The sequence below is a fragment of the Blautia sp. NSJ-175 genome (assembly GCF_022867815.1).
Lineage (GTDB): Bacteria > Bacillota > Clostridia > Lachnospirales > Lachnospiraceae > Blautia > Blautia celeris.
In genome coordinates this window covers 1-21,685 of sequence record NZ_JALIFQ010000037.1, presented here as the reverse complement: position 1 = coordinate 21,685, position 21,685 = coordinate 1, and the positions used below count along the sequence as shown (strand labels likewise).

Annotated in this window: 22 protein-coding genes, 2 tRNA genes, 1 riboswitch and 1 other annotated feature; of the genes, 4 read left to right on the top strand and 20 right to left on the bottom strand. The window is 50.0% G+C overall.

What is annotated here, in order from left to right; all coding sequences use genetic code 11:
* Positions 1-31: 31 nt before the first annotated feature.
* From MUB35_RS28980 to MUB35_RS28925, 12 genes are all read right to left on the bottom strand, one after another.
* Positions 32-625, bottom strand: a complete 594-nt coding sequence (locus tag MUB35_RS28980) for a M48 family metallopeptidase (protein ID WP_244807309.1) — start codon at positions 623-625, stop codon at positions 32-34.
* The gene (locus MUB35_RS28975) at positions 619-1,491 is read right to left on the bottom strand and encodes a methionyl aminopeptidase (protein ID WP_244807308.1); all 873 of its coding nucleotides are present in this window, start codon (positions 1,489-1,491) and stop codon (positions 619-621) included. The genes MUB35_RS28980 and MUB35_RS28975 overlap by 7 nt, the downstream gene beginning before the upstream one ends.
* Positions 1,488-2,150 (bottom strand): SGNH/GDSL hydrolase family protein, encoded by a 663-nt coding sequence (locus MUB35_RS28970; RefSeq protein WP_148392084.1) that lies wholly within the window; start codon positions 2,148-2,150, stop codon positions 1,488-1,490. Before MUB35_RS28970 ends, MUB35_RS28975 begins: the two co-directional genes overlap by 4 nt.
* 3 nt (positions 2,151-2,153) lie before the next feature.
* The gene (locus MUB35_RS28965; protein WP_227242946.1) at positions 2,154-2,696 is read right to left on the bottom strand and encodes a GNAT family N-acetyltransferase; all 543 of its coding nucleotides are present in this window, start codon (positions 2,694-2,696) and stop codon (positions 2,154-2,156) included.
* 2 nt (positions 2,697-2,698) lie between these two features.
* Positions 2,699-3,196 carry a GNAT family N-acetyltransferase gene (locus tag MUB35_RS28960; RefSeq protein ID WP_052099753.1) on the bottom strand — a complete coding sequence of 166 codons (498 nt, stop codon included), beginning with the start codon at positions 3,194-3,196 and terminating at the stop codon, positions 2,699-2,701.
* A gap of 632 nt (positions 3,197-3,828) precedes the next feature.
* Positions 3,829-4,425 carry a rubrerythrin gene (gene rbr, locus MUB35_RS28955; RefSeq protein ID WP_033144017.1) on the bottom strand — a complete coding sequence of 199 codons (597 nt, stop codon included), beginning with the start codon at positions 4,423-4,425 and terminating at the stop codon, positions 3,829-3,831.
* A gap of 78 nt (positions 4,426-4,503) precedes the next feature.
* Positions 4,504-5,103 (bottom strand): cytidylate kinase-like family protein, encoded by a 600-nt coding sequence (locus MUB35_RS28950; RefSeq protein WP_033144023.1) that lies wholly within the window; start codon positions 5,101-5,103, stop codon positions 4,504-4,506.
* 169 nt (positions 5,104-5,272) lie between these two features.
* Positions 5,273-6,739: an FAD-dependent oxidoreductase gene (locus tag MUB35_RS28945; RefSeq protein ID WP_033144024.1), complete on the bottom strand. Its 1,467-nt coding sequence runs from the start codon at positions 6,737-6,739 to the stop codon at positions 5,273-5,275.
* A 99-nt stretch (positions 6,740-6,838) separates the two neighbouring features.
* Positions 6,839-7,273, bottom strand: coding sequence for an MOSC domain-containing protein (locus MUB35_RS28940; RefSeq protein WP_033144025.1), 435 nt, complete (start codon positions 7,271-7,273; stop codon positions 6,839-6,841).
* Between the two features lie 5 nt (positions 7,274-7,278).
* Positions 7,279-8,259: a GTP 3',8-cyclase MoaA gene (moaA, locus tag MUB35_RS28935; protein WP_033144018.1), complete on the bottom strand. Its 981-nt coding sequence runs from the start codon at positions 8,257-8,259 to the stop codon at positions 7,279-7,281.
* A gap of 119 nt (positions 8,260-8,378) precedes the next feature.
* Entirely contained in the window at positions 8,379-8,918 is a 540-nt protein-coding gene (locus MUB35_RS28930) for a rubrerythrin family protein (RefSeq protein WP_033144019.1), read from the bottom strand.
* A gap of 32 nt (positions 8,919-8,950) precedes the next feature.
* Positions 8,951-9,301, bottom strand: a complete 351-nt coding sequence (locus MUB35_RS28925; RefSeq protein ID WP_033144020.1) for an MmcQ/YjbR family DNA-binding protein — start codon at positions 9,299-9,301, stop codon at positions 8,951-8,953.
* 131 nt (positions 9,302-9,432) lie between these two features.
* Positions 9,433-9,695 (top strand) — a binding site (T-box leader).
* 72 nt (positions 9,696-9,767) lie between these two features.
* On the opposite strand from MUB35_RS28925, the gene ilvB reads away from it, so the two are divergent.
* Positions 9,768-11,486 carry a biosynthetic-type acetolactate synthase large subunit gene (ilvB, locus tag MUB35_RS28920; protein ID WP_330425239.1) on the top strand — a complete coding sequence of 573 codons (1,719 nt, stop codon included), beginning with the start codon at positions 9,768-9,770 and terminating at the stop codon, positions 11,484-11,486.
* Positions 11,487-11,498: 12 nt separating this feature from the next.
* Complete coding sequence (gene ilvN / locus MUB35_RS28915) at positions 11,499-11,996, top strand: acetolactate synthase small subunit (protein ID WP_033143634.1); 498 nt, start codon at positions 11,499-11,501, stop codon at positions 11,994-11,996.
* A gap of 62 nt (positions 11,997-12,058) precedes the next feature.
* Here the strand turns inward: ilvN and MUB35_RS28910 are convergent, their stop codons facing one another.
* The 8 genes from MUB35_RS28910 to nikB form a co-directional block, all read right to left on the bottom strand.
* Positions 12,059-14,329, bottom strand: a complete 2,271-nt coding sequence (locus MUB35_RS28910; RefSeq protein ID WP_052099708.1) for a sensor domain-containing diguanylate cyclase — start codon at positions 14,327-14,329, stop codon at positions 12,059-12,061.
* Between the two features lie 136 nt (positions 14,330-14,465).
* Positions 14,466-14,660 carry a hypothetical protein gene (locus tag MUB35_RS28905; protein ID WP_244807307.1) on the bottom strand — a complete coding sequence of 65 codons (195 nt, stop codon included), beginning with the start codon at positions 14,658-14,660 and terminating at the stop codon, positions 14,466-14,468.
* A 124-nt stretch (positions 14,661-14,784) separates the two neighbouring features.
* A complete protein-coding gene (locus tag MUB35_RS28900) occupies positions 14,785-15,687 on the bottom strand; it encodes a LysR family transcriptional regulator (RefSeq protein WP_158587346.1) in 903 nt (300 codons plus the stop codon).
* 50 nt (positions 15,688-15,737) lie between these two features.
* On the bottom strand, positions 15,738-16,697 hold the full coding sequence (locus MUB35_RS28895) for an oligopeptide/dipeptide ABC transporter ATP-binding protein (RefSeq protein WP_244807306.1): 960 nt from the start codon (positions 16,695-16,697) through the stop codon (positions 15,738-15,740).
* Positions 16,687-17,475 carry an ABC transporter ATP-binding protein gene (locus MUB35_RS28890; RefSeq protein ID WP_054353681.1) on the bottom strand — a complete coding sequence of 263 codons (789 nt, stop codon included), beginning with the start codon at positions 17,473-17,475 and terminating at the stop codon, positions 16,687-16,689. Before MUB35_RS28890 ends, MUB35_RS28895 begins: the two co-directional genes overlap by 11 nt.
* Before the next feature lie 10 nt (positions 17,476-17,485).
* Positions 17,486-19,105 (bottom strand): ABC transporter substrate-binding protein, encoded by a 1,620-nt coding sequence (locus tag MUB35_RS28885; RefSeq protein WP_244807305.1) that lies wholly within the window; start codon positions 19,103-19,105, stop codon positions 17,486-17,488.
* A gap of 20 nt (positions 19,106-19,125) precedes the next feature.
* Positions 19,126-19,950 (bottom strand): nickel transporter permease, encoded by an 825-nt coding sequence (nikC, locus tag MUB35_RS28880; RefSeq protein WP_244807304.1) that lies wholly within the window; start codon positions 19,948-19,950, stop codon positions 19,126-19,128.
* Between the two features lies 1 nt (position 19,951).
* The gene (gene nikB, locus MUB35_RS28875; RefSeq protein ID WP_225305364.1) at positions 19,952-20,890 is read right to left on the bottom strand and encodes a nickel ABC transporter permease; all 939 of its coding nucleotides are present in this window, start codon (positions 20,888-20,890) and stop codon (positions 19,952-19,954) included.
* 187 nt (positions 20,891-21,077) lie between these two features.
* A riboswitch (cobalamin riboswitch) is annotated at positions 21,078-21,257 on the bottom strand.
* A gap of 196 nt (positions 21,258-21,453) precedes the next feature.
* On the opposite strand from nikB, the gene MUB35_RS28870 reads away from it, so the two are divergent.
* Both MUB35_RS28870 and MUB35_RS28865 read left to right on the top strand, forming a co-directional pair.
* Positions 21,454-21,535 (top strand) — tRNA-Tyr (locus MUB35_RS28870).
* 35 nt (positions 21,536-21,570) lie between these two features.
* Positions 21,571-21,656 (top strand) — tRNA-Leu (locus MUB35_RS28865).
* The last annotated feature ends 29 nt before the right edge of the window (positions 21,657-21,685 follow it).

The following is a 21,685-nucleotide window of genomic DNA, read 5'->3' as shown; positions in this document are numbered from 1 at the left end:
TCCTGTTGCTTTTGAGGAAATCCATGTAAACTTACGGTTGCACCCCGCTGTTTAAGCGGGTTTTCACACTTTTCCATCGGGGGCAGAACGCATCCATATATCCATAAAAAATCCGGTTGTGTCCCCGCTCTAAAAGGTGGACCAGCTCATGGGTGACCACATATTCCAGACATTCCCTGGGATATTCCCCCAGCCAGACATTGAGCCAGATCCTCCTTTTCTCCACATTGCAGGTACCCCACCTGGTTTTCATATCCCGCAGGCGCCACTCCTCGGCGTGGACACCCACTCTCTCTTCACACTCCCGTATGACCTGAGGCAGTATTTCCTCCAGACGTGTTCTGCACTCCCGCTTCTTTTCCTCCCGCTCCGGGCCTTCATATAATTCCCAGGGCTGCGGACTCTTTCTTTTTCCCTGCCGTTTTGCTTCGATCCAGCCACTTCTCTCCCGGATGAAACGTCTGATATCATGTTCCGGCATCCGAAGCGGTGCGGATACACGGACGCTCCCGTCCGCGCCCACGCGCAGATACATATTGCGGATGGCTTTTTTTGTGACCTGGATGTCCAGTCCGTTCTCCGTAAGATGATAAATCTTTACACTTTTCCCGGAGGTCTTTACCATGCCAGGACCTCCGGTCCGTTCTCTGTCACAAGCACCATGATCTCCCACTGGGCGGAGGGCAGTCCGTCCTCTGTATAAACAGTCCAGCCGTCTTCGTCATCAATAAAGATATCACTGGCGCCCATATTGACCATGGGTTCTATGGTAAACATAAGTCCCGGCGCCATCACCATGCCTGTATCGGCCCTGCCGATATACCCAACCCATGGGTCCTCATGGAAATCCAGGCCAATACCGTGCCCTCCGATCTCCTTCACTACGCTGTAACCGTTTTTCTCTGCATGCTCATGGACTGCCTGGCTCATATCCCCCAGAAAACCCCAGGGCCTTACCTGCTCCAGTCCCTTTTCCACACACTCTTTTGTGACACGCACAAGGCGCTCCTTCTCCTCCTCCACGTCACCGATACAGAACATTCTGGAGGAGTCAGAGTAATAGCCGTTCAAAATCGTGGACACATCCACATTGATGATATCCCCCTCCTTAAGAATGATCTCTTCTGAGGGAATGCCATGACACACCTGATTGTCAATGGAGGTGCAGACGCTCTTTGGAAATCCTTCATAGCCGAGAGGGGCCGGCACTGCCCCTGCCTTTGCGGTGATGTCATATACCCAGCGGTCAATTTCGGCTGTAGATATTCCCTCTTTGATATGCTCTGCAACATAATCCAGAATGGCAACATTGATCTCAGCGCTCTTCCTGATCCCGGCGATCTGCTCCGGTGTTTTAATGATCTCCCGCTTGGGGACGATTCGCCCCTGGGACTGCAGATGAATCAGCTTATCATCAAAAGGCCCGTGGCATTTTTTATATTTTTTCCCGCTGCCGCACCAGCAGACATCATTTCTCCCTAAACGATTCAATTTATTTCCTTCCTTTCCCTTAAAATCTCCCTTAATTTTTCTGTCACAGCCTCCGCAAAAACTCTGTGTCCCTCAGGGTCCAGATGGACAGAATCCTCCGCACCGGGCATAGTCACAGACGCCGCATCCAAAAAGGCGCAGCCCTGCCGCTTCGCTGTCTCCCTGTAATATCCGGCCAGCTCTTCGGAAATCTTCACTGCCCGCTCTCCGCCGAACATGGGGGAGAATTTGTGGTCCACGATCTCCTCCCGGATCTTAAGAGGGGATACCAGCAGGATCTCCGGCACCGGCTCCCGGTTCTCCCGGAAATACATCTTTATGGTCTTCACCAAAGTCTCCGCTCCTGCTGCCACATCGGACGCAGACAGGGAAAACCGCTGTTTTATATCATTTGTCCCCAGCATCAGCACCACCACATCCAGAGGACTGTGGCTTTCCAGACAGGGAATCAGGTATTTCAGCCCGCTTTTCATCCCTTCAATGGGATCATCCCAGACAGTCGTTCTTCCATTCTGTCCTTCCTCGATGATTCGAACCTGTTCCTCCTTCAGGGCCTCCTGCACCAGACTGGTCCAGCGCACGCCCCAGGGAAAACGGCCCCCGGTCACGCCGTCATATCCGTGGGTATTGGAATCTCCATAGCATAATACATTTTTCATCTCTTATTTCTCCATTGCCTCGTATTCTTCTCTTGTAATGCAAAACAGGTCATGGGGCATGTCGAGCCCATAGTAATGCTTCACAAAGGAACCTGTTATCTTCATGCCGTTTCTTCTGGCCACATTCCGGGACGGCGTATTGTTATCCCGGATAATGGAATAGACTTTATCAGCCTTTAATGTCTCAAACGCGTAATCCCTGCAGGCCCTGGCAGCTTCCGCAGCGTAGCCGTGGTGCCAGAATTCTTTACAGAACAGATATCCAACCTCCAGCACCTGTTCTTCCCCGCATTTCTGCATGGTAAGGCCGCACTGGCCGATCAATTCTCCTGTCTCTTTCGATATAACTGCCCACAGGCCAAAACCATACTGCCTGTAACGGGCAAGCTGCCTTTCCAGCCACTCCTCTGCCTCCTCATCGGAAAAAGCATGGGCATAGGCATACATCACTTCCGGGTCCTGCAGCATTTTGTTCAGAGCTGCCTGGTCTTCCCTGCACATTTCCCTGAGCACAAGACGCTCCGTCGTAAGCACAGCATTTTTCATGATCATAACTCCTTCTGATATGCGATCCTCGGTGTTCCATCTTCCATGTATACAGTTCCGCAGCGTTTGAAACCATTCTTTTCAAATACCCGCTGCATAGGTTTATTATCCCTGTGGGTATCTCCGCGCATGTTGCCGCACCGGGCCAGACACCACTGTACACAAAAAGAAGCCACGCCCTTCTTTCTCCCTGCAGAGGCTATCCGGTGCAGGAATCCATAGGGCTTTTCATTCAGCCAGCAGCCATTCTCTATCCTCCGGTAATTGGGTTCTTCTCCTGTCTCGAACATAAAAACACCCTCTGTTCCGTCCGATGACTCACAGAGATATAAGGCGCTGCGGTTTAAATCCTTTTCTATGTCTTCCCGCGCCGGGTAGCCGTTTACCCACTGTCCGGGATTGCCGTTCTCTGCCATGTACTTTCTGGCATGCTCATACAGGGACATGACTTCATCTATATCTTTTTCTTCTGCTCTGCGAATATGAAACTCTGCATCCATCTCTGTCTCATCCTCTCCTGTGATTCACTCCGGGGCTGCCATGACCGGATAATGGCCGTTCCACAGAATACGCATACACCTGCGCATGGCCCCCAAAGCACGATATGCACAGTATACCACGGTTTTTTCTGTTTTTCCACCGGGCCTGCAGGATTTATCTGAGGTTCCCGTTGTATGAATCCTTTATAATTTTCAGATAATAATATAATTTTCATTCTCTTTACAGTTACATGAATTTTTATTGATAAATTTTCATTTTACTTCTTGACAAATGAAAACATGACTGTTATAATAAAGCCATAAACAAAGAGAGAACAAAATAAAAAACAGAAAGGACTGATACCACCGAAAACGTAAATTACCATTCATAATTTTAAAGAAAGGAAGGTACGGACCACCAAGAACATAACGATTTAACCCATAATAAAAAAAGGAAGGTAAAGTCCCATGGACACATCAGATTAAAAGAGTCATTCGGAATGTAAACTTCGAATGACTCTTTCCTATTGTCTGAAAAACATTCTGCTGCATCCTTCCATACCGGAAGAATGTTGTCTGCTGTCTGCAGTACATGAAAGAAACCCTTCAGGATTTCTCCCAAAGGGTCTGGTTCATAATACTGCATACTGTTCTTAATGTGCAAACGGTGAAAGCTCCAGCCGGATAAAATATCCCTGGTCATGGGAACATACCGGACATTTCTTAGGCGCTTCCTTGCCCCAGTGGATATAACCGCATTTTAAGCAGATCCATCCGGTCTCCACATCTGATACAAAGAGATTCTTGTCCTCCAGAAACTGTGCGAATTTTCCGAAACGGTCTCCATGGAATTTTTCAATATCAGCGATCATATGAAAAGAATTCGCAATCTGTGTAAACCCTTCCTCTTTCGCCTTATCCCCGAAGTTCTTATACACATCATCATGCTCTTCATATTCATTGTGCTGTGCCATACGGAGAAGTTTATCCATATCCGGAGAGATATCTACCGGGTAACCGCCGTCGATCTGAATGGTCTCCCCTGCCATCTCCTTTAAATGCTGGTAAAAAATGTAGGCATGCTGGCGCTCCTGGTCAGCCGTATAGTTGAACACAGCTTCCACAACATGCAGATGTTCTTTTTTCGCCTGGGCTGCTGCAAAGGTGTAGCGGTTTCTGGCCTGACTCTCGCCTGCAAAGGCGCGCATCAGGTTCTCTTTTGTTACGCTTTCTCTAAAATCTACAGACATACAATTGCCTCCTGGAATTTATTTTCCATGTTATTTTTTCCAGAAGATGCAATTTTATACCTGAATGTTACAGCCGTATCAGATGGTATTGTACAGGGCAACCAGGATTTCCAGGATCTGTTCCCTGGTAAAACGGCTGCTGTCCAGGCACAGGTCGTATCCCTTCATGCTGCCCCATTTCTCGTCTGTATAGTTGTTGTAATAGTATTTTCTCTGTTTATCCACTTTTTTTATGAGCTGCTCTGCCCCTTTTTCATCCCATACGGTCCGCGCCCGGATAGTTTTGATCCTTTCCTCCATAGGCGCGTAGATAAAGACACTTCTGCAGTCCGGTTTATCCCTGAGAATGTAATTTGCGCACCGTCCTACGATCACACAGTCTTCCCTCTTTGCAGCCTCCTCAATGATCTCCGACTGCGCATTGAACAGCACATCATTGAGAGGTTCATAGTGAAACTGACGCTCCATGGCCATATTCTCATCAAAAGAGTATCTCCAGGGACTCTCCCGCTTCTCATCCACTTCCTCTAACTTCTCCTCCGGAAGGTTCTTTTTCTTGGCCGCAAGTGTGATCAAATCCTTGTCATAATACTTGATACCCAAATGTTCCGCCAGATCCTGGGCGATCTTCCTTCCGTTACTGCCAAATTCCCTGCCAAGTGCTATCACTTTACCCATAACATACCATCCTTCCCTATTCACATGGCGCCGGAGGGCTCTGTCCCTTGCAGAATCCTCCGGCTGCGTTTTCCGGTATCCGCAGGTTTCAGTCTTCCGGCTTTTCACTGACAAAAGACTGAACTCTTATCTTAATTATACTAAATTTTCGCAACTTTTACAACTTTTTTCAATGGGAATCTTCCTCCTGCGTAAGCGCGATCCCCGTCTGTGCCGGGCCATCCACACAATGCCCCATATAGTCGAACCTGGAGCCGTGGCAGGGACACTCAAAACATTTTTCATCGGGATTCCATTCTAACTGGCATCCCAGATGGGGACATTTTGCGGACACCAGATAGATTTCCCCCTCCTCATCCCTGTATGCTCCCACTTTTTCCCCGTCATACTCAACAATACCGCCGTGTCCCACAGGAAGTTCCTCCAGGTCACTTCTTCCCGGTGTGAAAATACGCCGGCTTAAATCCTTCACCGCGTGGACACTGTCCTTACAGAAATTCCCGGCAGAAGCCCTTGGGGTAAACCGCTGGGGAGAAAAGATGCCGAACACTTTCCCGTCATCTTCCTCCCCCAGGATACTCTCCGTTATCATACCGGCCGCTGCCATGGAAGAGCTCATTCCCCACTTTCCGAATCCCGTGGCAGCATACCAGTCCGGAGTCTCCGCAGAAAATCTGCCGATATAAGGAATCTGGTCCATGGGCATGCAGTCCTGGGCAGACCACTGGTACCGCACTCTGCTGCCCGGATAGAATTCTGCTGCTTTTCTTCTCAGAAGTTCGTATTTGCCCCCGGTACGATTTTCTCCGGTGCGGTGGCCTCCGCCGCCGAAGAGCAGATACTCCCCGGCACTTCTGAAAGACCATGCCTGTTCCCTGTCTACGCCCAGATACATTCCCTCCAGCTCCGGCACCTGTTCAAGCCCCACTACATAGCTGCGCTCCTGGTGCATCCGCATAAAATAATATCCGGGCATATTGAGAAAGGGGTAATGGCAGGCAAAAACTATTTTTTTCGCCCTGACACTCCCGTTCTCCGTGACCAGCCTGTCCCCCTCTGCCTGCAGCACTCTTGAGTGTTCATAGACTGCCAGGTCACGGGCCGCTGCTTCCAGAAAAAGAAGGGGATGGAACCTGGCCTGTTTTTCAAACCGCACTGCGCCTGCCACCTGAAAAGGAAGTTCTGTCTCCTTGGTAAAGGAGGCTTCGATGGAAAGCCCGGCAGCACACTCAGCCTCCTCCTTAAGAAGTTCAGGTGCTTCCAGTGTGTATAAATATGCAGGACATCGGACAAAACCGCACGCGATCTGTCTGTCCTGTACAATTTTCTCATACCGGTCTATTGCCTTTTGGTTTTCCAGGCTGTACTTTTCTGCTGCTTCCCGCCCGTGTTTTGATAAAAGTTTCTGATATATCACTCCATGCTGGGAAGTGATCTTGGCTGTTGTCTTCCCCGTCTGTCCTCCGCCGATCCTGTCCGCTTCCAGCACAGCCACGTGAACTCCCTGTTCTTTGAGTAAGTATGCAGTCAGTATCCCGGCCATTCCGCCTCCCACTACAGCCACATCCACGGTGATATCCTGCATAAGCATCGAAAAATCCTGTATCTCTGTTTCATCCATCCATAAACTTTTCATGGCAACCTCCATTTTGTATATCCTTCTTCCTAGAATGCGCCTGATGCTTTCAGGATATACAAAAAACAGGGGCCGCTTTTTATGCAGTCCCTGTCTGTGTCACACTTCCTCGATCACCATCTCATCGCCTACCCGGATCTTCCCTCCGTGGATCACCCTGGTAAACACGCCCTCTCTCGGCATGATGCAGTCACCCATCTTCTTAAATATCTCACAGCCGTGGTGGCATTCCTTTCCGATCTGTGTCAGCTCCAGCACCACGTCGTTGCAGCGGAATCTTGTCCCAATGGGCAGGTTCTTAAAATCAAATCCGCTGACCACCAGATTCTCACCGAATGCGCCGTCCGCCACCTCAGCGCCCCGGTTTCTGAAATCCTCTATCTTTTCATAACTCAGAAGACTTACCTGACGGTGCCATTTTCCCGCATGCGCGTCTTTTTCAATGCCAAAATCTTCTATAAAGCTGGCCTCCTGAATGTTCTTTTTCTGTGTTCCTTTCTTTTCGCTGATACACACAGCAAGTACCTTTCCCATCTCATTCATCCTCCAATTTCTGACATCTTTTTGTTTTCCAGCCCTTCCTCCTGCGCCTCACCAAAGCGGTGGCTTCTGGGCTTTTCAAATATGATTTTTTCAGCCACGGCTCCGATCTGCTCATCTGAACTTCCGTCTCGGAGCAGGCTGCGCATATCTGCCCCGTGTGAAAACTGCAGGCACGGTTTTAAAAATCCCTCGGACGTGAGCCTTACCCGGTTGCAGTCCCCGCAGAACTTGTGGGAAATGGCGCTGATAAATCCGATCTTCCCCTTAAAACCATCCGGCAGTATATATGTACTGGGACCGTTTCCGAATCTGCCGCTCAGGGAATCCGCTTTGCCGTAAGCTTTCTCCAGCAGATGCCGTACATGGTCCTCGGTCTCTTCGCCGCAGTATTTTCTTCCGTACCCTATGGGCATCATCTCAATAAACCGCACGTCTATGGGTCTGTCCTTCGCAAGCCCCGCAATGGGGATCCACTGGTCCTCGTTGACTCCGTGCAGAAGTACACAGTTTACCTTCACACGCACATCAGGGAACTGAAGGGCCTTATCCATTCCCTCCAATACCCGGTCAAGTCCTTTTCTCCTGGTGATCTTCTCAAACATCTCTTCTGTCAGCGCGTCAAGGCTGATATTCACTGCGTCGATTCCCGCATCCGCCAGATCCTGCATCTGTTCCCCCAGCAGGATTCCGTTGGTGGTAAGCGTCACGTTGTCGATTCCCGGTATGCTCTTTATCATTCTCACCAGCTCTGCCGCATTCTTTCTCACAAGAGGCTCCCCGCCGGTGATCTTTACCTTGCTGATGCCTTTGAGGGCTAAAATACGGCACAGTCTGGTAATTTCATCATAAGTTAGAATATCGCTGTGTTCCACCTGTTCGATACCGCCTTCCGGCATGCAGTACATGCAGCGCAGGTTACAGCGGTCCGTGATGGATATGCGGATATATTCTATATTCCGTCTGTATTGATCCAACATAATTTTATCTTCCTGTTTTTCTTAATATATCTACAGTATACCTCAAATTTACCGAAATTGCACCTATAACTTTGCCCAATTACGACATTTTACACAAAATACCAGCGGTGCATCTGCCGTCAGTAGTCCTCACAGTTCAGTCTGAAATACCCCTGGGGATAACCGCACACCGTACACCTTATTGGGGCACAGTCCCCGTAGGCCAGATGGCCGCAGTTCATGCAGATCCATACTCTGTCCATATCCTTGCAGAATACATGATTGGTCAGGATATCCTGGGTCAGCTGCTCAAAACGATAGTCATGATGCCTTTCAATCTGCGCCACCTCTCTAAAAAGCCTGGCAATTCCCTTAAAGCCCTCCTGCTCCGCTTTTTCGGCAAAAGACGCATACATGTCTGACCATTCTCTTTTCTCATCCTCATGGGCCTTCTCCAGGTTTCTGCTGGTTTCCGGTATCTGCCCTCCGTTCAGCACATTCTGCCACAGCTCCGCATGCCGCTCCTCATTGCCTGATGTCTCCTCAAAAATGTCCGCTATGTTCATATAGCCCTCTTCCCTGGCCTGTTTTGCATAAATGCGGTATTTTCCGCTGGCCTGCAGTTCTCCTTGGTAAGCTTTTATCAGATTCCTAAAGGTTTCGCTCTCTCTTAATTCCATCTTCTCTCCGCTGTTTCCTGTTTTACAATATTCTATGTACGGCGGGTAGATTTCTTTCCTCTCACCAGGTCATAACTTTCCTCTATCATTCTGTATATCTCTTTCTCAGGTATGGAGCCGTCCAAAATCACGGAATTCCAGTGCTCTTTATTCAGATGATAGGCCGGAAGCACTGAGGTGTAGGTGCTCCGCCAGAAATCCCTCCACTGGGGGTCTGTCTTTAAATTCACCCAGATATTGCCCTCTCGCTCAAAAATCCATGCAAATACTTTTCTGCTGCTTTTCATTCGGATGACGGTCCAGTTCGGGTCATGAAACGGATAGTCCTCAAACACATCCGGCATTTTCAGACAATACGAAACTGCTTCCTCTCTGGTTCTCATATATGCCTCCTTTCTTTCAACACAGTTTCAGTATACAGGATTCCATATATCCCGTCAAATTGTTCATTTTTCACCCATTGACAGAATTCAATTTGTGTGTTATGCTATAAAACAATTAAAAAAGCATTTTGTTAAATGCGGTGACGGGGAGGAGTACATACCCAGCCGGCTTTCAGAGAGAAGATGTCTGGTGCGAATCTTCAGCAAGGAAGTATGGAAGTAGCCCCTGAGCAGTGAGCCCAACAGAGATGTGATATCTCTCAGTAGACCTCAACGTCTCTTTCCCACGTTACAGGGAAAACAGTATCGATATTTCTCTTAGTATCCGTACTGGCAGAGCGCAGGATTTTTCCTGAAATCAGGTGGTACCACGGATGACTTATCCGCCCTGAACTGAATTCTCAGTTCAGGGCGTTTTTCATTCTGTAAAAACCATCTAACAATGAGTTAAAGGAGGATTTTGTCCATGACAGGAAATGAATTATTTGTAAAAGCACTGCAGAAAGAAGGCATTGATTATCTCTTCGCATACCCAGGCGGTTACGCCATCGACATTTTTGATGAGCTGTATAAACAGGATTCCATCCAGGTGATACTCCCCCGCCACGAGCAGGGTCTGATCCACGCCGCAGACGGCTATGCCAGAGCTACCGGACGCACAGGCGTCTGCCTGGTCACAAGCGGCCCCGGTGCCACCAATCTGGTCACCGGAATCGCCACTGCCAACTATGACAGTGTTCCCCTGGTATGCTTCACCGGCCAGGTTCCCACAAATCTCATCGGAAATGACGCCTTCCAGGAGGTAGACATTGTGGGGATCACACGCGGTATCTGCAAATACGCCGTGACCGTACGCGACCGGAACGACCTTGGCCGTATCATCAAGGAAGCCTTCTATATTGCCAATACCGGCAAAAAAGGTCCTGTCCTCATTGATCTTCCAAAAGATATCATGCTGCAGGAGGGTGACGAACACTATCCCAAGGAGGTTCACATCCGCGGCTACAAACCAAGCAGCGGCGTACACATGGGACAGTTAAAGAAAGCAGTCAACCTCTTAAAAGAAGCCAAAAAGCCCCTGTTTCTCATGGGCGGCGGTGTAAACATCGGCAGGGCCAACGAGACTGCCCTGGCCCTTGTGGAGACCACAAGAGTCCCTGTTATCACTACTATTATGGGTAAGGGCTCCATTCCCACCAGCCATGAACTCTATGTGGGCAATGTGGGAATGCACGGCTGCTATGCGGCCAACCACGCCATCAGCGAATGTGACCTGCTCTTCTCCATAGGAACCCGGTTTAATGACCGAATCACAGGCAAGATCGAGGAGTTTGCCAAGAATGCCAAGATCGTGCATGTAGACATTGACACAGCCTCCATCTCCAGGAATATCCAGGTGGATATCCCCATCGTGGCAGACGCAAAGGACGCTATGGAGGCACTGTTAAAGCACGTAAAATGCTGTGAACATAAAGAATGGCTGGAGCAGATCGACGGCTGGAAGCAGGAACATCCTCTTGATATGGACCAGAACAAAGGCATCACTCCACAGAAGATCGTGCAGTGCATCAACGAACAGTTCGAGGAAGGCATCTTTGTCACGGACGTAGGTCAGCATCAGATGTGGGTCACACAGTATCTGGAAATGAACGAGAAAAAACAGCTTCTCACCTCCGGCGGCCTTGGCACCATGGGATACGGGTTCCCTGCTTCCCTGGGCGCAAAATTCGCCTATCCGGGCAAGCCTGTAGTCTGTGTCTCCGGTGACGGCGGCATGCAGATGAACATTCAGGAGATGGCTACTGCCGTATCCTACGGCCTTCCGGTCATTATCTGTATCTTCAACAACAGCTATCTGGGCATGGTGCGTCAGTGGCAGCAGCTCTTCTATGACAAGCGCTACTCCTCCACCTGTACACGCCGCAGAAAGACCTGCAGCGCCAACTGCAAGGGCCCGTCAAAGGACTGCCCGGAATACACCCCCAACTTCGTAAAACTGGCGGAGAGCTATGGCGCGTATGGCATGCGCGTGGAGAAAGAGGAAGATATGGCCCGGGCCTTCCAGTTTGCAAAGGGCAATACGGATGCCCCCACGATTCTGGAATTTATCATTGACAGTGATGAGCTGGTACTGCCTATGGTACAGGGCGGAAAACCGCTGCATAACATGATTTTGGACTGCTAGGAGGAGAAGAATATGAAGAAAAGATGGATTTCCTTATATGTAGAAAATGAAGTAGGTGTGCTGGCAAAGATCGCAGGCCTGTTCTCCGGAAAATCATACAACCTCACAAGCCTCACCGTGGGCACCACAGAGGATCCCACCATGTCACGGATGACCATCAGCGTGGAGAGCGATGATGCCACCTTTGAACAGATCAAAAAGCAGTTAAACCGCTGTGTGGAGGTCATCGAGGTCATTGACTTCACCAATTCCCGCATCCACAGGAAAGAAGTTCTATACATTAAGATCAAGGACTGCGACGAGGCTGTGAAGACGGAGATCTTCCGCATTGCAACTATTTTCCATCTGGCTGTCGTAGACTACGGCAAAACAGAGATGCTGCTGGAGAGCCTTCAGACAGAAAAACGGAATGATGAGATCATTTCCTATTTCTCCAGCTACTTTAAGAACATTGAGGTGGTGCGCGGAGGAAGTGTTGCCATCAAAGGTGTCAGCATCCAGGATAAATAAAAACAGAAAAAAGTGGAGCCATGCCCATCACAGCATGACTCCGCTTTTTCTATTGACCGGTACTACTGCCGGTCCTCTCCTGCCTCTTTTTTCAGATCCGTAATATCATGGCAGGTGAGCAGGACTGCCTGCTCCCCCTTCCACTCAATAAAGCATGCGTCCGCTGATGTCCACACCTGAAGAAAGGGATTGTAAACCTGCCGGACGCAGCGGGGATGCGCGCTGTCCAGCGCTTTTGCAGGACAGAAATCACAGGGCGTATCCCGGCGGAAGAAGGCTTTATGGCAGGTAACCCCCGGCTTTGCCTCAGGCACCCATATTTTCGTCTTCCGGTTAATATACAGCATTTCTTTTGTCTCCGGATGTACCACATAGATCCAGGAACTCTGATTGTCAAGGATTGCTTCCAGGGATGCCGCGTTCTGCACCGCATTGTCCTGGGCCCGGAGTTTCAGAAGAAAGGTACTCAATATCTGCGCGATGAATACCAGTGTATTTACCTGTTCCTGGGTCCAGTAACGGTTGACACGGCACTCGTCAAAGCCCACAAATCCCTTGAACTTCCCTTTGTCGTAAATGGCGCACTGCAGCATGGACTTGATTCCCTGGGGCTCCAGTATCTCCCGCTGCTGCGGTGTCAGTGCATCTATGTCACGGCAGTAAAATACACCGCTCTCGTTGAAATTGCTCTGGTATCCGCCCTCCAGATCATCTGCATAGGGCACATGCTGAAGATTTCCAATCTCCGGCCACACACCCTCGTTGCACCATTCATATGTATTCTTACAGTAGTCCGGGTCCTCCTCATTCTCAAAGATGTAGACACGGCTCACGTCAAACTGGCGCCCGATCACCTCCAATATGGCATTGACTGCTGTATCCGGATTGGAGGATTTATAAAGTATCCGGAACACATACTCAAACAGGCGGAGCTCCACATTGCCCTCTGTCTCCTCATCCGAATCTATCCTGGTATTGGCCGCACTGCAGGGCTTCTGGGGGAACTCCTCTGAAAAAAGCTTTGCATCTGCTATGCAGTATCCATTCTTTCCCCGGTTCTTAGCACGGTACAGTGCCTGGTCTGCCCGTTTAAAAAGTTCATTGTAGGACTGGCCGCAGTCCGGGAAGACAGCTATGCCGATGCTGCAGGACAGCTCCACATCTGTCAGCTCCTGTACTGCCATCTCTCCTATGGCTTTCATGATCTGGGCTGCTTTCTGCTCAGCCAGGGAGACATCCGGTATCTGTCCGAGAAACACTAAAAATTCATCTCCCCCTACACGGCCTACAATATCCTCACTGCGGAACTGCTTCTGGATCGTGTGCGCAACCTCCGCCAGAAGGGCATCGCCGAAGAGATGTCCCATGGTGTCATTCATATGCTTGAAGTTGTCCAGGTCAATGATCATAAGTGCAGACTTCCTCTCGGGTCCGCTGCCTTCCAGAACCGCCTGGATATATTCCTGGCTGGTCCCCTTATTATACAGCTTTGTCAGCATATCGCGCTGGGCGCGCTCCATAAGATTCTGTGCCTTTCTCTTTTCGGCATCAATATCCAGAATGGCGCCCACAGCCCGCACCACGCGCCCTGACTTGTCCGCCAGCCCCGTGATCCGGATACGGCACCAGACAGGCTTCTGCTTACCGCTTACGATACGGATTTCCTCCTCTGCGTAATGCTCTCCGCTGCGGATGCGCATCAGCAGCTTGGAAAAAAGAATCTGGTCCTCCTTCAGGATGTATGGTGCCTTCCAGAAAAGGCGGCTGACATGCTGTGTGACCGGAGGACAGCCGAATTTTTTCTCCCAGTTCCCTGTAAAGGTCATGGTGTCTGCCTGGATATCCCACTCAAAAAGAATATCTGTGGTCTGGTCCATGATGATCTGGTGCCGTTCCAGGGAAATGCGCAGCTTCTCTTCCAGCTCCTTACTCCGTGTCACATCCACCAGCACACAGCAGAAATAACCCGCGCCCTCTTCGTCGCGGACCAGATGACCCTTATCCAGAACCCATATGGTACGTCCGTCCCCGCGGGTCATCCGGTATTCCAGCTCCTTGTCCGGTCCAAGGGAAATCTGCCTCTGCACTTCCTCCAAAGTGCGCAGGCGGTCTCTGTAATCTATCATTTCCCAGAAACTGTTCCGGAATTTATCACTTATCTCCTGCCGTGTATATCCCAGCATGGACAAAAATCCTTTATTCATCTGCAGAAGCGTCAGCCTTTCATCAAAACGGCAGGAAAACATTCCCCCCGGAATATTATCGCTCAGTATCTGCAGGTCACGGCCGCCGACTTCTTCCGGCAGCGGCATTTTGTGCTCTTCGCTCTTCATATTGTCATATGGCTCCTATTTGTTATCCTCTGTATCCGGCTATGATTGGAAAACAGAGTTAACCACGTTCATTTTCTATCATTCTAACAAATGCCCTGTAGTTATGCAAGGAACAAAAAGAGGAAAAGCTTTATTTTTACATCCATCCGCTGACCCAGGCTATAGGGCACACCACAGCGGAGGCCAAAACACAGACCGCTCCCAGAATAAAAAACGGTACCCCGATAAAAGTGCAGAACAGCGCTATGCACGGATGTCTCCGTGCAAAACGGGCTGCTGTTGTGTCAAACCGATATTCTGCTCTTCGGATCATCTCCCTGATATATTTCATAACTGTCCCTCCTATGGCATTTATCCTACCACCCGCCGTATTAAAACGGTAAAAGTGATATACAGATGAAATAAAAATGCCATAAAAGAGTTCTCTGCAAAACGGCTTTGATGCCCGGAAACCTTTATTCCAACCCTTCTTTCACATATTCAATATATCTCCTGCTGCACCCCCCAAGCTCCCTGCCGGCACGTTTAATATATCCGCAGCACACTTTCACCCTGCAGTCCTCCAGCTCAATTCTGTGTATCCTGCTGTCTCTGTGCAGTCTGGAGTCCATCAGACAACTGATATTCCCCAAATCTGTTTTCAGCAGAAGCTGGGTCATGGCATGGTCACTGCACACCTCCACACCTCTGTAGAAAAACTGGGAATCCACCAGCTTTTCCTTCAGATTACCGGGATGCTGAAACAGGGGAATCCCCTCTTCCAGGTTCTGGACAAAGCGTATCTTCTGCAGTTCCGCTTTTGTTACACTTTTCCTGTCATAATAGGGATTGCCGGGGCCTGCGAACAATACAAGCCTTGTCTCCTTTAACATATGGAATTCCAGATGCCTCTGCTCCAGCATACGGTCAACCGCATTTTTCTGAAATTCCGAGACAAAGACAAATCCCAGTTCTGCACGGCGGTGTGTCACCTGATGCAGCACCATTTCCAGGGTACCTTCCAGATATCTGGCCTGCAGGTTCTGTTCCCGCCTGTAAAATTCCGCAAACAGACCGGCCAGAAGGTTGCTTGGCATGGAGGAAAGACAGAACACTTCTGACTTAACGCTTGTCTGCACCTGCTGGATCACCTGCATGTCTTTTAAAATCCTGCGCGCCTGTTCATAGACCAGTTCCCCCTCCACGGTCATCTCCACACCCTTCTTACTCCGCCTAAGAAGACGGACCCCCAGGCTTTTCTCCATCTTGCCGATCGTCATGCTCACATGCGGCTGTGTTGTATAGAGCATCTCCGCCGCCTTGCTGATCGAACCGGTATCCACGCTCACCACAAAATACTGCAGTTGTTTCATCTCCATTCCTGAACCCCCGTCTTCTCTCTTGTCTGATAAGAAATATCTACTTTCTTTTATCCAAAGCGGTGGCAGGCTGCCTGGTGACCCGGCCTGATTTCCCGAAGCTTTGGCTTCTCTGTTCTGCACCTGCTGCCGCAGAAACTGCATCTGCTCTGAAACGGACATCCCTCCAAAACGTCAAGTGGACTTGGGACCTCCCCTTCAATGCTCCTGATCTCACAGTTCTGCTCCATATGTATGGAAAACAGCGAGCCCAGCAGCGCCTGCGTATAGGGATGCACTGCCCTGGTCCGCACTGCCTCCCCCGGTATCACTTCCACAATATGCCCCAGGTACATCACAGCGATCTGATGGGCAAATGCCTGTATCAGCGCAATATCATGACAGATAAATACAATACTGATATCCTTCTCCTTCTGGAGCTTTACCAGAAGTTCGATGATCGTCTTCTGTATGGATACGTCAAGAGCCGATGTGGCCTCGTCGCACACCAGCACCTCAGGCTCCAGGGAAAGTGCTCTGGCTATCCCCACCCTCTGCCGCTGCCCCCCGCTCATACTGTGGGGATATCTGTATAAAAAGTCCTCGGAGAGCTCCACCATCCCAAGCAGCTCCTTTGCCTTCTCCTCTTTCTCACTCTTCTTCAGCCGTTTAAAATTCATGAGCGGCTCTGTCAGGATATCTATGATCTTCATCTTGGGATTAAAAGAAGCCAGCGGGTCCTGAAACACCATCTGCATGTTCTGGCGGTTCAGCCGTTTTTCCTTTTCCGGCAGATGTACAATGTCCCTGCCGTGGCAGAGGATCTCACCGCTGGTAGGGGCGTCCATCTGGATCAGCATCCGCACAAGGGTGGATTTTCCGCAGCCGCTCTCCCCCACAATCCCCAGGGTCTTTCCTTTGTACACATTCAGACTGATGTCACTGCAGGCAGTCAGTACCTTTTTTCCCGGCGTGGAAAACTGCTTTACAATATGGTTTGCCTTTAACACAACATCCGATTCATGAAACAAAACGTTCACCCTCCATTTCCGGAACAGCCTGCAAAAGACTTTTGGTATAATCACTGACCGGATGATTCATCACCTCATCCCGGGTACCCTGATCCACCACTTTGCCGTTCTGCATGACAACCAGCTTATCCGCCATATAGGCAGCTACGCCAAGGTTATGTGTCACGATAATAATCCCTGTCTCGTATCTGTCTCTCAGCTCCATCATCTGCCGCACGATCTGCGCCTGTGTGGTCACATCCAAAGCGCTGGTGGGCTCGTCAGCCAACAGAAGCTGAGGCTGAAATGTCATGGCCATGGCGATTCCCACTCTCTGGCGCATACCGCCGCTCAACTGGTGGGGATAGCTCTTCATAATGTTTTCCGCGTCGGCCAGACGCATCTTCTTCAGCATTTCTGCAGCCTTGTTCCAGGCCTGCGGTCTGGTAACTCTGCTGTGGGTACAGATATACTCCACATACTGTTTTCCGATCTTCCGAATGGGGTTGAGGGTTCCGCCGCAGTCCTGGAAGATCATGGACATTCTGGTTCCTCTCAGATTTCGCCACTCCTCCCCGGATTTCTGTGTGAGTGCCTCCCCCTGGAAATATATCTCACCGGCGCTTATATATCCCGAACCGGGGAGCGCTCCCAGCACTGCTCGGATCACCGTTGTCTTGCCGCTGCCGCTCTCACCTACTATGCTGACAATCTCGCCTTTTTTCATGGAAAGCTGAAAACTTTCCACTGTGGGCTCCTGCTTTCCGTAACGGACTGTCAAATCCTTGATTTCAAGCATATTCTCTCCTCTATTCAGCCAGGGAAATGTCCTTGGTCAGCCAATAATAATCCATGGGATACATCTTCACCCCTGTCACACTTTTTGATGAAAACAGATAGGTGGTCTCATAGCCGAAGAACACCGTTGCCGCGTCATCCATGATGAGCTGCTGTATCTGCATGATCAGATTCTTTCTTGTATCCTCATTAAATTCTGTGACAAGCTGGTCCAGAAGCTCATCCACATGCGGATTGCTGTATCCCATCTGGTTGGAGGATGAGGTGCTGTACCAGTTCTCACGGAGATATTTTTCCGGGTCACCGGTGTTTGCCACCAGGACATTCCAGATGAGCATGTCAAATTCTCCGGAATCTCTCATGTCAAGCAGAGTCTCATAGCTGACTGTATTCAATTTTACATTGATTCCGATATCCTTCAGGCTCGCCTGTGCTGCCTGCGCGTAGACATTGAGCTCCTCGCGGCTTGTATATATGACAAAATTCAGCTCCAGTTTTTCTCCGGAAGGTGTCTCCACAAATCCATCCCCGTCTGTATCCTTGTAACCTGCTTCCTCCAGAAGCGCTTTCGCGCCGTCCGGGTCATATGCGTTTTCATCCTTCAGCTCATCGAAGCCAAAATCAAGTGTGGGGGGAACCGGAGCTTTTCCCGCTGTGGCTCCGCCTTCCAGCAGGGTATCACAGTAAGTTTCCTTATCCAGCCCTCTGATGACCGCCTGGCGCAGTGCTTTATCACCAAGCACGCCATTCTGGTTCATAAAGGCATAGGTGGACCGCAGGGACTCTAACTGCTGTATATTATATTCCCCGCTGTCCTCAAAATCTGCCAGATTCTCCGTCTTCAGATTGTACGCGATCTGCACTTCATCTGTCTGCAGGGCCATGGAACGCGTTGTCTGGTCATCTATGCACTTAAGCGTCACCTTGTCAAGAGGCACTTCCCCATCCCAATAATATTCGTTGCGGACTACAACGCAGGAATCTGTGGGGCTGAAAGATTCCACTGCGTAAGGTCCGGTACAGATGGGACCTTCCATGGCAAAGGCGTCCGTATCCGCCTGGGTATCCACAATGAGGAACAGCGGGTCTGCCAGACTTCCCGGCAGGATGGCCACCGGCTCTTTTGTCTTGATAAGCAGGTTCTGTCCGTCCACCTCCATGGATGCAGGCTCAAAGAAGGAGACTGCCCTGTCGCTGAGCTCAAAGGTACGTTCCAGGGATGCTTTCACAAGCTCTGGTGTCATGTCATCCCCATTAGAGAACTTGACTCCCTCACGAATCTTAAACGTCCAGGTGAGCTGGTCCTCGCTGATCTCCCAACTCTCTGCCAGGCAGGGCACGATCTCGCCGTTTTCATCAAAACGCACCAGCGTCTCCCCGACTCCGTATCTGGACACCACCCAGCTGAAATACTGCTCTGTAGGCTCCAGAGTATCCGCAAAGCTTGTGACGCCTATGGTGATCTCACCGCCGTCTCCGCCTGTTTTATCTAAGGCGGAGTTCTCCCCGGAAGCTGCCGTATCCTCTGTATCCGCCTTTTCCCCGGCGCTTTTTCCGCAGCCTGCCAGCAATCCCGCTGCAAGACTTCCCGCCAGCAGGGCACACATGATTTTTCTGTAAAATTGATCCATATCCCTTTTCTCCTTCTGTTTTACTCTTGTTTTGGGTCCAGGATATCCCGGATACTGTCGCCCAGCATATTGAAGACGACCACAACGACTACAATGGCAATGCCGGGATAGATCATCAGCCAGGGGGCTTTGGATATGTAGGTTCTGCCCTCATTGAGCATCAGCCCCCATTCCGGGGTGGGCGCCTGCGCCCCGAATCCCAAAAAGGACAGGGATGCCAACTCCAGCATCATGGTCCCAATATCTGTGGCTGCTGTCACCACCATGGTTGTGATCATGTTGGGGATCACATATTTCATAATTATGCTGCCCCTTTTCGTTCCTGTTACAACAGCCGCATCAATATACAGGTTCTGTTTGATCTTCAGGACCATACTGCGGGCAAGTCTGGCATATTTTGTCCAGCTCACAGCCGAGATGGCAATAACGGCATTTACCATATTTGGCCCCAGAAGACCTGCTATGGCGATTGCCAGCACCAGACCGGGAAAGGAGATCATCATATCCGCAATCCGCATGATCACAGCGTCCACAGCTCCGCCAAAATATCCCGCCAGAATTCCAAGAGCAGTCCCCACCACAAAGATGACCGCCACCAGACACAGCGTCATGGTCAGGGATGACCTGGTTCCGTATATAACTCTGGAGAGCACGTCCCTCCCCAGCTTGTCAGTTTCCCAGACATAAGTGCTCCCCGGCTCCTTTAGAGAATCACTCATCACAGCATCATAGGGGTCCCGCGGAGCGATCCAGGGTGCAAAGACAGCTATTGCCGCAATTGCCAGGGCCAGAAGAAGAAAGACGGTAAACTGTTTGTTGTTCTTCAAAAATCTTAATACCTTCAAATCACCGCTCCTCCTTTAATCTGGGATCCAGACGGGTATAGGAAAGGTCAACCAGCAGATTGATTCCCATGTAGAGCAGTGCGATCCACAGCACATAGCCCTGTACCAGGGGATAATCCCTGCAGGAAATGGCTTTTACCGCCATACTGCCCATGCCCGGCCAGTTGTAAATGATCTCCACCACTGCGGTTCCTCCCAGAAGACTTCCCAGGGAAAGACCCAGCAGGGTCACCAGCGGCAGCATGGCATTTGGCAGCACATGCTTCCACAGAATTGTTCGCTCCCTGATTCCCCGCATGCGGGCACCCGTCACATAATCCTGGTTCAGTTCCTCCAGAACAGCTATCCTCACCTGTCTTGTGTATTTTGCGGACATGGCAATAGCCAAAGTCACGGCGGGAAGGATCAGGGATTTGAAATCCGTGCTTCCCCCGGAAACGGTTACCCACCGCAGCGTCACACCGAATATACTCAGAAGGATCAGTCCGATCCAGAAATTCGGAACCGATACTCCAAGGAAGGTCAGCGCCCGCACCAGATAGTCCACCCATTTATTCCGGTAGACTGCTGATAAGATTCCCAGCGGAACGGATATCAGCACCATGATGACCAGAGAAGCCAGCGCCAGTTCCAGTGTGGGCCGGAAACAGGATACCAGTTTGTCCACCACGGGAACCTTCATAGAATAAGAAGTTCCCATATCTCCGGTCATCACTCCCTTCAGCCAGGTTCCGTACTGCACCAGAAACGGTTTGTCGAGTCCCAGTTCAGCCCTTGTCTTTTCCAGAAGTTCTGGCGTGGGCACATTGCCGCACTCTGTTAACATGATCTCCGCCGGATCCCCCGGCGACAGATAGGTGAGTCCAAATGTAAAAAAACTGATCCCCATCAGTACGATCACAATCTGGACCAGCCTTCTGCCTGTGTTTTTCTTGTTCAACCTTTTCACCTCCATTGTTATTAACAGCTCTGAGATATCTGCGGTCCGCATCGCTGCCGGATGCAGCCGCGTTCCTTCTGCGCATCAAAAAAGGACAGCCCGATACACAGACTGTCCCTAACTCTCAAAATTTACCTAAAAATGCAGAATCCTGCCCTTATTTCAAGAGTTCCCATCAGCCGTGCGAAACATCTTAAAGATATAAGCAGTTCTCCTGACTTCAGTTCAGCGCACCCGGATACCTTCCCGGACTTCTGTCCAGTGGCATAACATCTGAGCGCTCCCTGTCACAGTGGCGGGACCGTACCGGACTTGCACCGGTTTCTCTTTTCATGCTGCAATAGCAACTTATATCCTGTATGATCAATCTCTAAGTCTTTATTATACTTGAATATTTATGGATTGCAACTTTTTATACATCACAATTTGTTATAGATAAAAATTTCCCATCCATTATCTATCCGCTTCATTTCAAATAAATACCGAAAAAGCCCTTGCAATCTGGAAAAAATCTGTTATAATAATATCTTGTCAGAGAGAACTGACATATCTAAATAAAACATGGACGGTTTCCCGAGTGGCCAAAGGGGACAGACTGTAAATCTGCTGCAAATTGCTTCGGTGGTTCGAATCCACCACCGTCCATCTTATCGGATAGGTTCGCCTATCCGATATCTTTTGCCGCAGTGGCGGAACTGGCAGACGCCCGGGACTTAAAATCCCGTGGGTAGTGATACCCGTACCGGTTCGATTCCGGTCTGCGGCATTATTTAAAAGTGGAGGAAACGTTGAATT

Bases quoted from the DNA above. Each gene is read 5' to 3' on its own strand.
- MUB35_RS28980 (WP_244807309.1), bottom strand. From the start codon at position 625: ATGGTAAAGACCTCCGGGAAAAGTGTAAAGATTTATCATCTTACGGAG.
- MUB35_RS28970 (WP_148392084.1), bottom strand. From the start codon at position 2,150: ATGAAAAATGTATTATGCTATGGAGATTCCAATACCCACGGATATGAC.
- MUB35_RS28965 (WP_227242946.1), bottom strand. From the start codon at position 2,696: ATGAAAAATGCTGTGCTTACGACGGAGCGTCTTGTGCTCAGGGAAATG.
- MUB35_RS28960 (WP_052099753.1), bottom strand. From the start codon at position 3,196: ATGGATGCAGAGTTTCATATTCGCAGAGCAGAAGAAAAAGATATAGAT.
- rbr (WP_033144017.1), bottom strand. From the start codon at position 4,425: ATGTCTGTAGATTTTAGAGAAAGCGTAACAAAAGAGAACCTGATGCGC.
- MUB35_RS28950 (WP_033144023.1), bottom strand. From the start codon at position 5,103: ATGGGTAAAGTGATAGCACTTGGCAGGGAATTTGGCAGTAACGGAAGG.
- MUB35_RS28945 (WP_033144024.1), bottom strand. From the start codon at position 6,739: ATGAAAAGTTTATGGATGGATGAAACAGAGATACAGGATTTTTCGATG.
- MUB35_RS28940 (WP_033144025.1), bottom strand. From the start codon at position 7,273: ATGGGAAAGGTACTTGCTGTGTGTATCAGCGAAAAGAAAGGAACACAG.
- moaA (WP_033144018.1), bottom strand. From the start codon at position 8,259: ATGTTGGATCAATACAGACGGAATATAGAATATATCCGCATATCCATC.
- MUB35_RS28930 (WP_033144019.1), bottom strand. From the start codon at position 8,918: ATGGAATTAAGAGAGAGCGAAACCTTTAGGAATCTGATAAAAGCTTAC.
- MUB35_RS28925 (WP_033144020.1), bottom strand. From the start codon at position 9,301: ATGAGAACCAGAGAGGAAGCAGTTTCGTATTGTCTGAAAATGCCGGAT.
- ilvB (WP_330425239.1), top strand. From the start codon at position 9,768: ATGACAGGAAATGAATTATTTGTAAAAGCACTGCAGAAAGAAGGCATT.
- ilvN (WP_033143634.1), top strand. From the start codon at position 11,499: ATGAAGAAAAGATGGATTTCCTTATATGTAGAAAATGAAGTAGGTGTG.
- MUB35_RS28910 (WP_052099708.1), bottom strand. From the start codon at position 14,329: ATGAAGAGCGAAGAGCACAAAATGCCGCTGCCGGAAGAAGTCGGCGGC.
- MUB35_RS28905 (WP_244807307.1), bottom strand. From the start codon at position 14,660: ATGAAATATATCAGGGAGATGATCCGAAGAGCAGAATATCGGTTTGAC.
- MUB35_RS28900 (WP_158587346.1), bottom strand. From the start codon at position 15,687: ATGGAGATGAAACAACTGCAGTATTTTGTGGTGAGCGTGGATACCGGT.
- MUB35_RS28890 (WP_054353681.1), bottom strand. From the start codon at position 17,475: ATGCTTGAAATCAAGGATTTGACAGTCCGTTACGGAAAGCAGGAGCCC.
- MUB35_RS28885 (WP_244807305.1), bottom strand. From the start codon at position 19,105: ATGGATCAATTTTACAGAAAAATCATGTGTGCCCTGCTGGCGGGAAGT.